The 16,356-nt window shown below is 71.9% G+C and carries 1 protein-coding gene (cut by both window edges); it reads left to right on the plus strand.

The whole window is internal to an LEPR-XLL domain-containing protein gene (locus MOX02_RS07125; protein WP_210250372.1) on the plus strand: the coding sequence, 42,537 nt in all, runs 15,302 nt past the left edge and 10,879 nt past the right edge, and what appears here is coding positions 15,303-31,658, spanning codon 5,101 (partial) through codon 10,553 (partial); the first complete codon in view begins at position 2. Both codon boundaries (start and stop) fall beyond the window edges.

The following is a 16,356-nucleotide window of genomic DNA, read 5'->3' on the forward strand; positions in this document are numbered from 1 at the left end:
CACGGCCGGCATCTCGGTCACGGCCTCGCGGACGGGCCGGATCTACGCGGCCGCGGCCGCGGCGGCGATCAGCGTCGCGGGCGGCGGCGCGGCCGGCGTCGGCGTCTCGGGCGGGGGCGCCTTCGCCTCGAACAGCATCCGCGGCTCGGTCGCCGCCACGGTCGAGGCGAGCAGGCTGACGAGCGCCGGCGCCCTCACGGTCACGGCGGGCGCCACCTCCGAGATCACCGCCATCGTCTCGGCGCTCGCGGCCTCGGCCGGCGGCGGCGGGGCCGCGGGCGTCGGCGTCGCCCTCGGCGTCGGCGGCGCGGAGAACCGGATCGGCCGCTGGACCACGAGCGGCGCGGACGGCGCGCGCAAGGACACGCTGGCGGGCGACGCGATGGCGGTGGAGGCCGCCGTCCGCAACTCCGTCCTCGACGTCACGGGCGCGCTCGGGGTCGAGGCGACCTCGAACCAGTCGATCTCGGCGACCGTGATCGCGGCGGCGGCCGCGATCCAGGGCGGCGGCGCGGCCGGCGTCTCGGGCAGCGGGGCGGGCTCGGTCACGGCGAATGCCATCGGCGTCGTCACCCGCGCCACGATCGAAGGCGACGGGACCGGCGCGGGCTCCGGCATCCAGGCCGGCAGCGTCTCGGTCAAGGCGAGCGACACCTCCGCCATCACCGCGGCCACCGGCGCGGCCGCGCTCTCGGCGGCCGGCGGCGGCGCCGCGGGCGTCGGCGTCGCGGTGGGCTTCGCGCTCGCGCTGAACACCATCGCCGGCACGGTCGAGGCCTCGATCCGGAGCGCGGATTCCGGCCTCACGACCCGCAACGGCGGCGTCTCGGTGAGTGCCACCAGCAACGGCCGCATCAAGGCCGTCTCGGCGGCGGCGGCGCTCTCGGTCGGCGGCGGCGGCGCGGCGGGCGTCTCGGTGAGCGGCGGCGGCGCGGGTGCGGCCAACGTCATCACCACGAAGACGAACGCCCTCGTCTCCGGCAGCCGGCTGACCGTGCGCGGCGGCGCCTCCAGCGTCACGGCCTCGGCCACCTCCGACATCCAGGCTCTCATCGTCGCGGCGGCCGCCGCGGCGGGCGGCGGTGGCGCGGCGGGCGTCGGAGTCTCGGTCGGCGTCGGCGTGGCGGTGAACGTCATCGGCGCGGGCAACGAGGTCCAGGCCTACCTGAGCGACACGAGCGTGGACTCGAACGGCGCGCTCTCCGTGACCGCCACCTCGAAGCAGACGATCAAGGCGGACGTCGCGGCGGTCTCCGCCTCGGTCCAGGGCGGCGGCGCGGCCGGCGTCAGCGTGGCCGGCGCGGGCGTCGGCGCCAGCAACGTCATCGCGGTCCCGACCCGGGCCTACATCGACGGCGACGGAGCCACGGGCATCCGAGCCACCGCGGTCTCGGTCACGGCGCAGGACACGTCCGAGATCACCGCCTCGGTCGGCGCCGCCGGCATCGCGGGCAGCGGCGCGGGCGTCGCGGCGGTCGGCGTCACGATCGCGGCCTCGAACGCCACCAACACGATCGGCAACGCCGTCGAGGCGACGATCCGCAACGCCGATACCGGCATCACCGCGACGAGCGGCGACGTCGCGGTCGCTGCCACGAGTGGCGGCTTCATCAAGGCCGTCGCCACGGCGGCGACGGTGAGCCTCGGCGGAGCCGGCATCGCCAACGTGCAGGTCTCGGGGGGCGGCGCCTCGGCGCTCAACATCATCACCACGCGCACCCGCGCGGCGATCGAGAAGGCCACCGGCCAGAGCGCCAACAACCGGGTCACCAGTGCCGCGGGCGTGCGGGTCACCACGGTCAGCACACAGGCGATCGACGCCAAGGTGGTCTCCCTCGCCGCGGCCGGCGGCGGCGCCGGCATCGCCAGCGTCCCCGTGGCGATCGGCCTCGCCGGCGCCCAGAACATCATCGGCGACTGGACGACGAAGGGCTCGGACGGCAAGGCGCTCGCCCAGCCGTCGCTGAACGCCAACGGCAGCGCCGCCGTCGAGGCGGTGATCAGCGGCACGACCGTGGACGCGCAAGGGATGGTGGCGGTGAGCGCCACCTCGTCCGGCACCATCAGCGCGGCGGTCGCGGCGGGCGCCGCGGTGGTCACGGGCGCGGCGGTCGCGGTCGGCGTCGCCGGCGCCGGGAGCTACTCGGGCAACGCGATCAGCATCGCCACCAAGGCGTCGATCGACGGCGCCACGACGAGCGTCGCCGCGGGCGACGTGTCGGTGCGCGCCAAGGACCAGGCCGCCATCACGGTGGACGTCGGCACCGCGGCGGTCGCCGCCGCGGGCGGCGCCGTCGGCGTCGCGCCCTCGATCGGCGTCGCCACCGCTCTCAACATCATCAACAACGCGCTCACCGCGCAGATCGACGGGGCTTCCGTGACCGCCCGCACCGGCGGCATCTCCGTCGAGGCGCTGGTGCCGGCCGACGACCCGACCACGCCCGGCATCGAGGGCGCGAGCATCAACGCCAAGGTCGCCGCGGCCTCCGCGGCGCTGGCGGGCGGCGGCGTCGGCGTGGCCGTCGCGGGCGGCGGCGCGGTGGCGACGAACCTGATCGGCGGATCGACGCGGGCGCGGCTGAGCGGCGCGACGCTCAACGCCCGCGGCGACGTCTCGGTGAGCGCGGCCAACAACAGCCGCATCAACGCCGAGGTCGTGGCGATCGCGGCCGGCGCCAGCATCGGCGGCGTGGCCGTCGCGGCGAGCATCGGCACCGGCGTGGCGATCAACCTGATCGGCATGGGCTCAGGCGCCACCACCGTCCCCGCGCTGGCGATCGAGGCCCTGTCGAGCAACAGCGGCATCCAGACCGGCGGCGACCTCTCCGTGGAGGCTGCCTCGGGCCAGACCATCGACGCATCGATCAAGGCCGGCGCCGTGGCGATCACGGGCGGCGCGATCGGCGTCAGCCTCGCGGGCTCCGGCGCGGGCACGACGAACCGCGTCGCCGCGCAGGTGAGCGCGGGGGTCGACGGGGACGGCGCCGGCATCTCGGCGGGCGACGTCTCCGTGACGGCACGCGACACGTCGCGGCTCTCGGTCGACACCGGCGCGGCCTCGGTCGCCGCCTCGGTCGGCATCGTGGGGGGCGCCTCCGTCTCCATCGCGGTGGCGGCGGCCAACAACCTCATCGCCAACGCCGTCTCGGCCTCGATCCGCAACGTCAATGACGGGCTCAGCGCCCGCGGCGCGGTCAGCGTGACCGCGACCGAGAGCGCGAGCCTGACGAGCCGGGCCCGCACCGCCTCGATGGCGGCCGGCTTCACGCCCTTCGGCTTCAGCGTCGCGGGCGGCGGCGCCGGCACCGGCGACACGGTCCAGAGCAGCACCAGCGCCACGATCACCGACAGCCGCGTCACGGCGGCGGGCGACCTCTCCGTCCGGGCCTCCGACACCACCACGGTCGATTCGCAGGTCCTCGGAATCTCGGTCGCCGGCGGCATCTTCGCGCTCGCGGCCGGCGGCTCCGTCGCCACCGTCAACGTGCGCCCCGCTGTCAGCGCGAGCATCGTCGGCGGCACCCTCGTCGCGGACGATCTCGTGGTCAGCGCGACGGCGACCCCGACCGCCTACGCCAAGGCGACCGGCATCAACGCCGGCACGGCCGCCGTCGGCGCCTCGACCGCCCTGGCGACCGTCGCCGCGCAGGTGAGCGCCTTCACCCGCGGCAGCGACATCACGGCCAACACCGCGGCCGTGCTGGCGAGCCTCGCCAGGGGCACCAACCCGACCGCCGAGGCGGACGCGAACGGCTCGGTCGGCGGCCTCATCGGCATCAACGCCACCGTCACGGGCGCGACCAACGAGAGCACCGTCGCGGCCACCCTCGACACCGGCACCCTCCTGAAGGTCGCGGGCGCGCTCTCGCTCGCGGCGACGAGCGCGACGCAGCAGCGCGCGGATGCCAACAGCGCCACCGCCGGTCTCGTGGCCGCGGGCGCGACGGTCGCCCGCGCCCGCTCCGCCACGACCACGACCGCCACGGTCGCCACCACGCGCACGATCAGCGCGGGCTCCCTCTCGGTCTCCGCCAACGGCACCGACGACAACCTCTCCGTCGCGACGGCCGGCTCCGGCGGCGTGATCTCGGGCGCGGCCGCCCTCGCCGACACGCGGACCGACGGCAGCACCACCGCGACGATCGGCGCCAGGGCGAACATCGACCTCGTCACCGGCCGCTCCGGCACGGGGCTGTTCTACCTCTCGGCCGACCACACGGCGCAGACCAACGGGCAGGTCCTGACCAACAGCTTCGGCGCCCTCGCGGGCAGCGGCGCGGTCGTCACCAACACGGTCTCGTACGCGGCGACCGCCAACCTGAATGCCGGCGCGAAGGTGCTCGCCTACGACATCGCGGCGAGTGCCCGGAACGCCGTACTGAAGCCGGCGCTCTCGGACGCCAACATCTCCGGCACCACGGGCGGCCTCGTCAGCGGCGCGGGCGCCAGCAGCAGCACGGTCCTCGACCTCACCACCGCGGTGAACGTCGCGAGCAACGGGACCGACCGGACCAAGCTCGAGACGACGGGATACGCCAACGGCTACGGCGGCATCACCCTCTCGGCGCTCAACGTGGTCGACGTCTTCGACAAGGTCGTCCTGAAGACGGGCGGCGCCCTGTCCGGCGCGGGCGCCACCGCGTCGCTGAGCGGCGCGTGGAACGCGGGACGCGGCACCAACGGCCTCGACGCCCGCGTCAACATCGGCGACAGCGCCGAGCTGCTGACGCTCGGCACCTTCCTCGCCACGGCCAACGCCAAGGTGAAGGGCTCGATCGTCGTCAACTCGGAGACCTACGGCGCGGCGACCGTCGCGGTCGGCGGCACCGACATCACGCTCAAGCCGAACAACGCCGTGACGGTCGGCAGCGGCACGCTGATCCGCGCCTACGGCGACGTGAGCCTCGTGGCGGGCGCGCAGGCCGACCTGCGCGACGACCCCTACGACCTCTCCGCGCGCACCGACACCTTCGCCGGCAGCGCCATCCCGATCCAGTCGATCGACTCGAACATCGACCTGCGCCAGACCAACACCGTCACGGTGCGGTCGAGCGCGCTGATCGAGACGGGGGGCGACGCCAACCTCTACACCAACTGGATCGGCTTCGCCGGCACGGATTCCAAGGCCAAGGGCACCAACTGGACGACGGCGGTCGCGGGCGCCATCGACAGCATGCTCGGCGGCAGCGGCCAGGCGGTCCAGTCCGGCGACGCCCGCAGCCAGTCGATCGGCCGCGTCGTCATGGACGGCACGATCCGCACCGGCATCCTCAGCGACCTCAAGATCGTCCTGCACGACCTCTCGAAGACCGATGGCCAGGTCACCGGCAGCTACCAGGTCACGCTGGCGGACGGCACGAAGCAGACGATCATCACCGGCCAGACCCCGGGCACGACCGTGCTCACGGGCACGATCTACGTCGGCGGCAAGGCCATCAAGGCCGACGGCACGCTCGACGAGACGGGCGGCAGTCCGAACACCTTCACCCTCTCGCAGCCCACCGGCGGCAACACGAACTCGCTCACGGCGCCGCGCCTGCCCATCACCATCTCGCTGGGCTACGAGTTGCAGCGCGTCGCCCTCATCGACGCGATGAACGACGCGCAGGCCAAGGCCAAGCAGTACAAGAACGATGCCGGCCTGCAGAAGTTCTACGGCGACGAGGTGATCCGCATCGCCAAGGTCCTGGAGTCCCGCGGCCTCGCCGAGATCTTCCGCGACGCGCAGGGCAACATCACGGGCGTGGGCGCGGCGCGCCAGCAGGTCCAGGTCATCACGATCGGCGCCTTCCAGGCGGGTTCGGGCCGCATCGCGGTCCAGGCCGACGAGCTGAGCGGCGCAGGGTCCTTCGAGGCCAAGGCCTCGACCAAGGTCGAGATCGTCAACGAGTCGACCGCGACGCTCCGGATCGGCGGCATCCGCATGCCCGAATCGAGCGGCGGCCTGTTCCTGAACGGCGAGAACGTCTCCCTGAAGGGCAGCGTCGGCGAGAACCGCTCCGACATCTTCGAGGGCGCGAAGACCAACGCGAAGAAGGACGGCAACACGCCGGTCGCCCCGGGATTCTCGCGCATCGACGCGGGCGGGGACTTCGCCAACGCGGCGTCGAGCTTCATCAACATCACCAACACCCGCGGCACCTACTTCGTCGCGGAGAACAACTTCACCATCCCGGCGCCGGCGATCATCATCAGCGGCGACATCATCGCGCCGAACGCCGAGTACTCGCCGAAGACCCAGAGCGGCGGCGACTACTTCCAGGACGCCCGGATCATCGTCAAGAAGAGCAACGTCGAGAGCGGCGGCAGCGCCTCGATCACGGGCGGCATCTCCGACAAGTCGGTGGTCGAGATCGGCGGCACGCCCTACTCGCAGGTGAAGGGCGCGTTCAAGGACAACGGCTTCACGGCCTCGACGCCCTCGGAGGTCACGGGCCGGCTCGACGACAAGTCGTCGTCGCCGAACCTGTACGCCGAGCAGATCACGATCAACGCGCAGTACGTGAACATCAACGGCCTCGTGCAGAGCGGCCGCTCCGACTACACGCTCAACGTCGACGCGACGGCAATCGCCGAGATCGAGCGCAAGCTCGCCCGGCCGACCGCGGCCTTCATGCAGATCGACGCCCTGACGAAGGACGGGTTCACGACGCTGCTCGACGTGGCCAACCAGCGCCTCGTGGTGCAGGAGCTCTACACCGCCGGCGGCTACATCTCGATCACCGGCACGATCCTGAACACCGGCATCGGCACCGGCGAGCTGAAGGCCCTGTCCGGCTACTCGAACATCACGATCAACAACGCCTCGCGGTTCGACATCGTCGTCAACCGCCTCGACAACAGCAACCGCGGCGCCGGCAAGGTCGAGATCAACGATCTCTCCTACGCCTCCGACGCGGCCGGAATCCGCTACCGCAAGACCATCTACCAGGCGACGAAGAACGCCCAGAACGCGGACGTCGTCGAGAAGACGAGCTACACGATCTACAACGACGTCAACCGGGATCCCGTGGTCGTCACCCCGACGGCGACGACGAACGGCCTGACCGGCGCCACCTACGACCCGCTCGCGAAGTGGCGCTACGCCTACGCGGTCGGCCAGACGGAGAAGGAGATCCAGCGCACGGTCACGGGCACCTCGTCCTGGGCCGGCATCGACGCCCTCGCGAAGGATCCCGCGACCATCACCGGCTTCCAGACGATCGCCGTCGGCGAGCCGCGGATGCTGGCGGAGGGCACCTACTACTATCTCGACGTGTCCAACAGCGCGAACGCCCAGGACTACGTCTTCAACGGCGTGAGGGTCGTCGACAAGGGCGACTTCTCGCAGCCGAAGAAGGGTGAGAGCTGGAGCACGAGCACCTGGTACGGCAAGAAGACCTACTACCAGGAGTGGCTGCGCGAGCAGCCGCAGGAGCGCACCGCAACGGCCAGCATCCGCGCCGACCGGACCATCAACGTCAGCTTCTTCGGCCAGGATTCCGGGAACATCACGATCAACGCGACCGGGGCCGGCCGCGTCCTGATCAAGGGCGGGATCGTCAACACCTCCGGCACCACGACGATCACCTCGAACACCTCGATCGAGCAGATCGCCGACACCGCCTTCGTGCAGGGCGTCAACGTCGTCCTCACCGCCAACGGCAGCATCGGCACCGGTACGGCGAAGTTCGCCCTCGACGCGAACAAGAACCTCGTCCTGACGCCGGGAGCGGGCGCGCAGGCGCTCACCGTCGTGCTCACCGAGGAGGCCGGGGTCTCGCCCTCACTCACGGCGAGTTCGGCGAACGGCTCGGTCTACATCCGGGGCACCGGCTCCGCGGGCCTCGCCATCGCCTCGGTGAGCGCGGGCAACGGCAACGACGTGACGCTCGTCTCGAATGCCGGCATCACGGTCGCGGGCGGCAAGGCCGGGACGATCGCGGGCGGCGTGCTGACGCTCGCCGCGAAGGGCGGCGACGTCGGCAAGGGTGCTGCCGCGCTCACCCTCACGGCGGGTCAGACCCTGCGCGACCGGGTCGACATCCAGGCCGAGCAGGGCGAGGTCTCCGTCCGCCAGGCCACGGGCGATCTGCGCCTCAACAGCCTCCGGGCGGCCGGCGACGTCCGCATCGCGGTCCCCGGCGGCAGCCTGCTCAACGTCAACAACGTGGTCGTGCGCGACGAGCGCAAGGCGGCCGACCTGATCAAGGGCGTCTGGAAGGATCTCGCCCTCACCACGGACGCCGCCAACCTCAAGTTCCAGGACACGCTCGACGCCTACGAGAGCACCCGCGAGCGCGACTACAACGCCTACTGGTCCTACCGGAACCAGCAGCCGAACCCGGCCGTCTACGACAAGAACTTCCAGATCAAGCTCAACGCGCAGAACGGCGAGCTCGCCTACTACCAGGCGATGTTCGAGGCGCAGGCGCGCTCCGAGGCGGCGGCGAAGGGCGTCACGATCTCGGACGCGCAGGTGACGCAGTCCGTCAACGCTTCCGTCGCCGCCATCGAGGCGACGCGGACGCTGCAGTACCACACGCTCCACGCCCAGTACGGCGCGCTGGGCGACGTCCACTACGCCGATCTCGACGCGGCCTACGCGACCTACTGGAGCTACCGGGCCCAGCAGCCGGGCGCCTACGACAGCGCCTACAAGGTGCAGGTCTCGGCCGCCGACCGGGCCGCGATCGAGGCCGCCGTGCGTGCCGGCGCCATCGCGGGCGAGGCGATCAACGCCGCCGTGGACGCCAAGGTCGCCGAGATCAACGCGACCCGGGTCGCGAACGGCGACGCCAAGGTGACCGGCGCCGACCTGATCGCGCTGCGCGCGCAGCTCACCGTCGGCCTCGTGGCGGCCGACACGCGCACGAGCGCCATCGCCGCCGATCCGCTCACGCAATACGTCGACGATCAGGTCGCTCGCCTCGAAGCCTCCAGGACCGCCGACTACAACAACCTCAAGTTGACATTCGGCGGCCTGGACTCGAGCAAGATCACCGATTTCGCCGCGCAGTACGGGCGCTATTGGGAATTGCGCGACTCGGTGGTCGACGAGACGCCGACGCTCAACGCCCAGCAGCTCGCGGCCCTGCGGACCGAGTTCACGGCCGACGCCACCGGCAGGACCCTGACCGGCGCGGCCCTCGACACCTACGTGGCGGGCAAGATCAAGGCGGTCGGCGACGCCCTGCCGGCCGAGTACGCCGCGCTCTCGTCGATCTTCGCCGGCTTCGGCAACCACTATCTGGAGAAGCTCTCCGCCGCCTACGAGATCTACAGCGGCTACCGCGCGGCGGATGTCGGCGGCACGGTCAGGATCACCGGCACGGAGCTCACCGCGCTGCGGACGCAGTTCGCCAAGGACGCGCTGACGCAGTCGCTCGGCGAGGCGGCCCTGCGCACGGCCACCTCCGCGAAGATCGCCGCGGCGGAGGCCGCGCTGAAGGCGAGCTACGCCACCCTGGACGGCCGCTTCCGCAGCCTCGGCAACGCCTACGACGCCTCGCTCGTGGCCGAGGCCGACAGGGCCGCCTACGACACCTACTGGAGCTACCGGAACCAGCAGGTCGACCCGTCCGTCTACGACGCGGCCTTCGCGCCGCGCCTCGCCGGCCAGGCGCTCACCGACGCCGTCGCCAAGTACCGGGCCGAGGCGGAGGCCGAGAAGGCGGGCTCGACGGCGATCACCGCGGCGGTGGCCGCCAAGGTCCAGGCCCGCGGCGACGCGCTCACCGCCGAGTTCGCGGCTCTCCACGCCTTCTTCAACGCGCTGCCCGCCGCGGGCACGGCCAAGGTCCTCACCGCGAGCCAGCAGGCGAACCCGCACTTCTTCATCGATCAGGCGACGGCGGATGCCATCGATGCCGGCATCAAGCGCTGGACGCAGGACGAGCTCCTGAACGCCGTCGGCCAGGGCCTCCTGAAGGAGACCACCAGCACGGTCATCGACACGCAGGACCCGATCATCAAGGGCCGCAGCGTCACCATCGAGACGGCCCGCAACGTCGGCTCGGTCAGCGACGTCACGCTGATCGACCTCAGCCAGAAGGCGGCGCTGACGCAGGACCAGCAGATCGACCTCGGCGCAGCCGAGCGCAGCGACATCGTCTTCCTGACGGCCCGGCCGGTCGCGGCCGACGTGGTCTTCTCGGGCAGGACCGTGACCCGCACGGACGGCAGGACCTGGGACGCAGGGACCTTCGCGGTCGGCGGCACGCTCTACATCGGCGGCCTGACGCCGAACGCCTCGGCCGAGACCACGACGGTGTTCAAGATCACCGGCGTCTCCGGCGGCGTGCTCACCGTCGACCGGGACTTCACGGCGGGGGCCGCCCGCGGGCTCAGCTTCGGCGTCAGCGTCGCGGTGAGCGGCGAGGCGCCGCGCGCCACCGCCGACGTCGCCTTCGACCGCCTCAAGGCGGCCCCCGCGGCCGCCACCGTCACCTTCTCGAACGACACGGCGGCGAACCAGGGCGTGCTGACCCGCACCGACGGGCAGAGCTGGGACGCCTCCTACGCGGTCGGCGACACGCTCTACCTCGCGGGCGACACGGCCAACACCAGCGCGGCCGCCACCAGCGTCTACCGCATCGCCTCGGTGAGCGGGTCGGTGATCCGGCTCGAGGTCGGCCAGCTCTTCGTGGCCGAGACCGGCAAGACGGTGCAGGTGGGCGTGCGCGCCACCGGCGCGGGCGGCGTCTCGGTGATCACCCGGGCCGCCGGCAGCTTCCTGCTGGACGGCTTCGCGGACGGCATGAAGATCGGCCTCGCCGGCACCTTCGGCGTGCAGACCCTCAACGCCACGAGCGCGACGACCGGCTACACGATCCGCAGCGCCAGCGCCTCGACCCTCGTCTTCGACGGGCCGGTGCTCCGCACGGAGAGCCAGCGCAGCGTCGTCCTGTTCCAGTCGGCGACCGACCCGAACAACCCGTTCTCGAAGATCACCACGCTGCTCATCCAGAAGCGCAAGGCGATGGTGGTGGAGAGCGCCCAGGCGCTCAACGTCACGGCGGGCGGGCAGGTCTTCATCAACGCGCCGAACGTCGTCACGGTCGGCAAGGTGGAATCGACCGGGGGCAAGGAGATCCGCCTCAAGTCCAGCGCCGGCCTCGTCAACGGCGGGGCGGCGGACGCCGTCAACGTCAAGGGCGGCGACATTGTGCTGGAGGGCGGCGACGGCGCCGTCGGCACCGCCGCGAAGGTGATCGGCATCGACCTGCAGGGCGAGGGCGCCCTCGCGGTCCGCACGGCCAGGGACATCTACGTCACCGAGCGCGCCGGCGACCTGAACCTGGAATCCGCCTTCTCGCAGAGCGGCAACGTCACCCTGGTGGCGATTTCGGGCAGCATCCTCGACGGGGTCGGCACCGACACCAACAAGATCGTGGCGGGCAACGTCTACCTGCGGGCCACCGGCTCGATCGGCACGAAGGCCGACGCGATCGAGGTGAAGCTGACGGGCGCGATCCGGGCGACCGCCACGGGCGACGTGGTGCTCACCGAGACCGGCGCCAGCATGAAGGTGCTCGCCATCAACACGCTGGGCGACGCCGTGCTGCGCGCCAACGCCTCGATCCTCGACGCGGGCGACCTCACCGACCCGCGCGACATCGACTCGGGCCTCGACACCGCCGCCGGCTCGCGCGGCAACCCCGGCGCCAACGTCAGCGCCCGCTCGGTGACGCTCGTCGCCAAGGACGGGATCGGCACCGCCGACGACGCGTTCGAGTTCAACAGCAACGTCGCCCGCACGACGAGCGGCACGGTGACGCTCAGCGCGGGCCTCAGCAACATCTACGCGGTCGAGACCGCGGACGCGCTCTACCTCGCGACCGTCGCCACGGCCGAGAACCGCACCGCCTTCATCACCGCGCAGGCGGGCGACATCCTCAACGGTGCCACGGACTACAACGAGACCACCGGCGGCACCTCGAACCTCAGCTCCGGCAAGGCGTACCTGATCGCCTCGGGCAGCATCGGCAGCGACACCAAGCGCATCGTCGCCAACATGCGCAGCCTCGACGGCGACCGCTACGGCGGCATCGAGGGCCGCGCCATCGCGGGCGACATCTGGCTCTGGAACATCGGCGGCCTGCGGGTCGGCGGCGTCACGACCGCGGCCACCGGCCTCCAGGCCGCGGGCCGGATCGGCCTGCGCACCTCCAGCCCGCTCACCATCGACAAGGACATCGTCGCGGCCGGCGACATCACGGAGCAGGCGGGCGAGACCAACACCACGGGCGACAACCTGACGGTGAAGTCGGGCGTCACGATCTTCTCGACCGGCGGTTCGGTGACGCTCAATGCGGGCGACAACCTCACCGTCGAGGCGGGTGCCGTCGTCAAGGCCGCGGTCGCCATCGTCCTGCGGGCCGACTACAGCGCGGCCGGCACGCCCGACAACACGCCCGCGACGATCGACCTGAAGGGCACCTTCGTCGGCGCCTCGATCCGGATCGAGGGCGGCAGCAACGGCGATACGATCGCCCTCGACGGCACCTTCCGCACGGGCACGCGCACCATCACGAGCGACGGCACCGCCGCAGGCACCAGCGAGAGCGCGCTCGTGCGCGGCGGCTCGATCACGGTCGAGGCCAAGGAGAGCGCCAACACCCTCACGCTCGCGGGCACCTACAGCACCGGCGCGATGCGGATCGAGGCGGGCGCGGGCGCGGACACGGCCACGCTCGCGGGCGACTACACGCTCGACAGCCTCACGGTCGAGGCGGGCGAGGGCAGCAACGCCCTCACCCTCAACGGCACCGTCACGGCGACGGGCGCGGTCGCGCTGCGCGCCGGTGCGGGCGCCGACACGTTCGACCTGCAGGGCAGCTACAATGCGGGCTCGATGGAGATCACGGCCGGCGCGGGCGCGGGCCGCAACGACCTGACCCTGACGGGCACCTACCGGATCGGGAACGCCTTCGCGATCACGGGCGGCTCGGGCTTCGACGTCCTCACCGACACGCGCACCCTCGCGGGCGTCCCGTCTTGGGCCGACGTGAAGGCCGCCTCCCTCACGATCGATCTCGGCGACGGCGTGAACACGTCGAGCCTCGCGGGCAGCTACGACGTCTCGGGCGCGATGCTCCTGAAGACGGGCGCCGGCAACGACGCGATCACGCTCGCGGGCGGCATCAGGGCCGGGTCGTTCACCCTCGACGCGGGCGAGGGCGACAACACCATCATCCTGTCCGGCACCTACGACGTGACCGGCGCCCTGGCGCTGCGCGCGGGCGCGGGCCGGGACATCTTCGACCTGCAGGGCCGCTACAATGCGGGCTCGATGGAGATCTCGGCGGGCGCGGGCCGCAACGACCTGACGCTGACGGGCACCTACCGGATCGGGGACGCCTTCACGATCACCGGCACGACGGGCGACGACACGCTCGCCGACGTGCGGGTGGTGGGCGCCGTGGCCTCGCGGGCCGACGTCGAGGCGAAGTCCCTGGCGATCGCCCTCGGCGACGGCGCCAACGGCGCGAGCCTCCTCGGCCGCTACCGCGTGACGAACGCCTACAGCCTCACCGCCGGCAGCGGCGCGGACGTCCTCACGGACGCGCGCATCGTCGGCGCGGCGGTGACGGAGGCGGCCGACCTGCAGGCCGGCTCGATCGCGATCGACCTCGGCGACGGGGCGAACAGCCTCACGCTGGCCGGCAGCCACGTCGCGACCGGCGCCTTCAGCCTGACGACCGGATCGGGCGACGACACGGTGGTCGACGCGGCCGAGAGCGGCGGCCTCACCCTCCGGGCCGCCACCCTCCGGGGCGGCACGCTGAGCGTGAACCTCGGCGGGGGCGAGAACGTCCTCACGCTCCTCGGCACCACGGTGGCCGCCACCGCGCTCACGCTGACGAGCGCCGGCGGGCGCGACCGCTTCGCCCTGCGCGGCCGCGTGCAGTCGTCGACGACAGAGATCCGCCTCGGCGCGGGCGACGACCGCCTCGACATGGCGCTCGTCTCGATCGCCGGGAACACTGCCGTCTACGGCGAGGACGGGGCCGACACGATCGTCGTCGACCGCCTGCCCTCGCTCACCAGCACGAGCGGGAGCCGCACCGACACCCTCGACATCGACGGCGGCCAGGACACGGACACGATCCGCGTCCAGGTCAGCGGCACCTCGCGCTACCGCATCAACGTCCACGACACGGGCGAGGCGGACCGCGGCGTCGACACGCTGACGATCCTCGGCACCGACGCCGCGGACCAGTTCCTGATGCGCCGGAACTTCGTGGCCCTCGTCCACCCGGACGCCGACGGCACCTACACCAACACCGACGTCGAGCGGATCAACTACGACATGAGCGTCAACGGGCGCGTCATCGTCGAGGGCGGGCTCGGCGACGACCGCTTCAGCATGGACGACAACGCCGCGCTGATGACGATCGACGGCGGCGCCGGCAACGACTTTTTCCAGGTCGGCCAGGTCTTCGGCTCGCCCCGCGACGTGGCCAACGGGCTCCTCGCCGAGGACGCGTTCGAGACGACGCTGCTCTCCTTCGGCGGCTACCTCTCGCGCGGCATCTCGATCCCGGCCGTGATCTACGGCGGCACGGGCGATGACACCTTCCAGATCTACTCGAACAAGGCGGACCTGCGCCTGGAGGGCGAGGACGGCGACGACACCTTCATCGTGCGCGCCTTCGCGACGTCCAAGGAGAACAAGATCAAGCTCAATGCCGGCTCCGGCAACGACAGGATCGAGTACAACATCAACGCGCCGCTCGACATCGACGGCGGCTCCGGGTTCAACAAGATCGTCGCCCTCGGCACCGAGTTCGCCGACACCTTCGTGGTGACGAACGACGGGATCTACGGCGCGGGCCTCGCCATCCGCTTCGCGAACGTGCAGGCGATCGAGGTGGACGGCCTGGAGGGCGACGACACCTTCTACGTGCTCTCGACCCCCGCGGGCGTGGTCACCACGCTGATCGGCGGCCTCGGCAGCGACACCTTCAACGTGGCCGGCGACGTCAGCGGCGAGGTGATCGCCCGCGACGCCAAGGGCAACTCGGCCGTGATCAACCACACGGTGAAGAGCGACGACGCGCGCTTCGACGGCCTGTTCGTCCAGGGCATCAACGCCTCGGTCTCGGCCGCGGACGGCGGCGGCGTCAGCGACGGCCCCGGCCTGAGCCTGCGCGAGGACAGCGCGGTCAATACGGCGAACGCGGCCGGCAGCAGCGTCGGCACCTACCGCATCGTGCCGCCTGCGCCGAAATCCACCGCGCTGCGCGCCGGCGACAAGGCCGTGATCACGGTCTCGGCCGCCCAGGCCTCCGCGCAGTCGCGCGCGCTTTCCGGCAATGCCGGCACGGTCGAGGTCTCGAAGGACGGCGCCACCTACGCGGACATCCTGACGCTGACCTTCACGGCGGTCGCCGACGGCAACGGCGGCTTCGCGTGGAGCGCGGACCAGACGGTGTGGGTGCGGGCGAAGTCCGACACGGCGGTCGAGGGCGAGCAGCGGGTGGCGATCGGCCACTCGGTGATCAGCACCAACGCCGAGGTGAACGGCACCTACGTCCGCAACACGCTCGTCACGGTGATCGACAACGACAAGCCGGGCCTCATCATCACCGAGAGCGACGGCGGCACCGCCGTCATCGAGGGCAGCAAGCCGCAGCAGAAGGACAGCTACACCGTCGCGCTGAACAACCAGCCCGAGGCCGGCGAGGAGGTGCGCGTCACGCTCGACGTCGCGACCACGGAGCTCGCCTTCGCCGACGCCAGCGGCGTCGCGCTGCCGAAGGACGCGCAGGGCCGCGCCTACCTCACCTTCACGGCGGCGAACTGGAACCAGCCGCAGACCGTGCTCGTCTCCTCGCCCGCCGACACGAAGCCCGAGAACCGCTTCGTGGCCGACATCACCCACGTGGTGACGAGCCATGTGGGCGGCGCCAACGGGCCGGAGGGCTTCTTCAAGGCCGCCCTCGTCGGCACGCCAATCGTGCGGGTGCAGGTGACGGACGGGAACACCGCGGGCGTCGTCGTGACGCCGGCGCCGGGCGGCGTCGCCGTGACGGCGAGCCAGGATTCCTACTACGACCTCGTCCTGACCACGGCGCCGACCGCGCCCGTGACGATCACCCTCGCGGGCGACGGCCAGACCCTCACGTCGAGCGCCGATCCCCGCTTCCGCGCGGCGAGCGGGACGACCCCCGCGACCGTCACCTTCGACGCCACGAACTACGACCAGCCGATCCGCATCGTCGTGAAGCGGAATCCGGCCGCCTCGCAGACGACCTCGGACGTCAAGACCTTCTCGCGCCAGCCGCACGACCTCAGCCGCATCGAGGGCCCGCTGGTGCTCGAAGGCGGCGTCGGCCCCGCGAGCCGGTCGCTCACCCCGGCGGTGGTCCT

The sequence above is a fragment of the Methylobacterium oxalidis genome (assembly GCF_007992195.1).
In the GTDB taxonomy this organism is placed as follows: Bacteria; Pseudomonadota; Alphaproteobacteria; order Rhizobiales; family Beijerinckiaceae; genus Methylobacterium; species Methylobacterium oxalidis.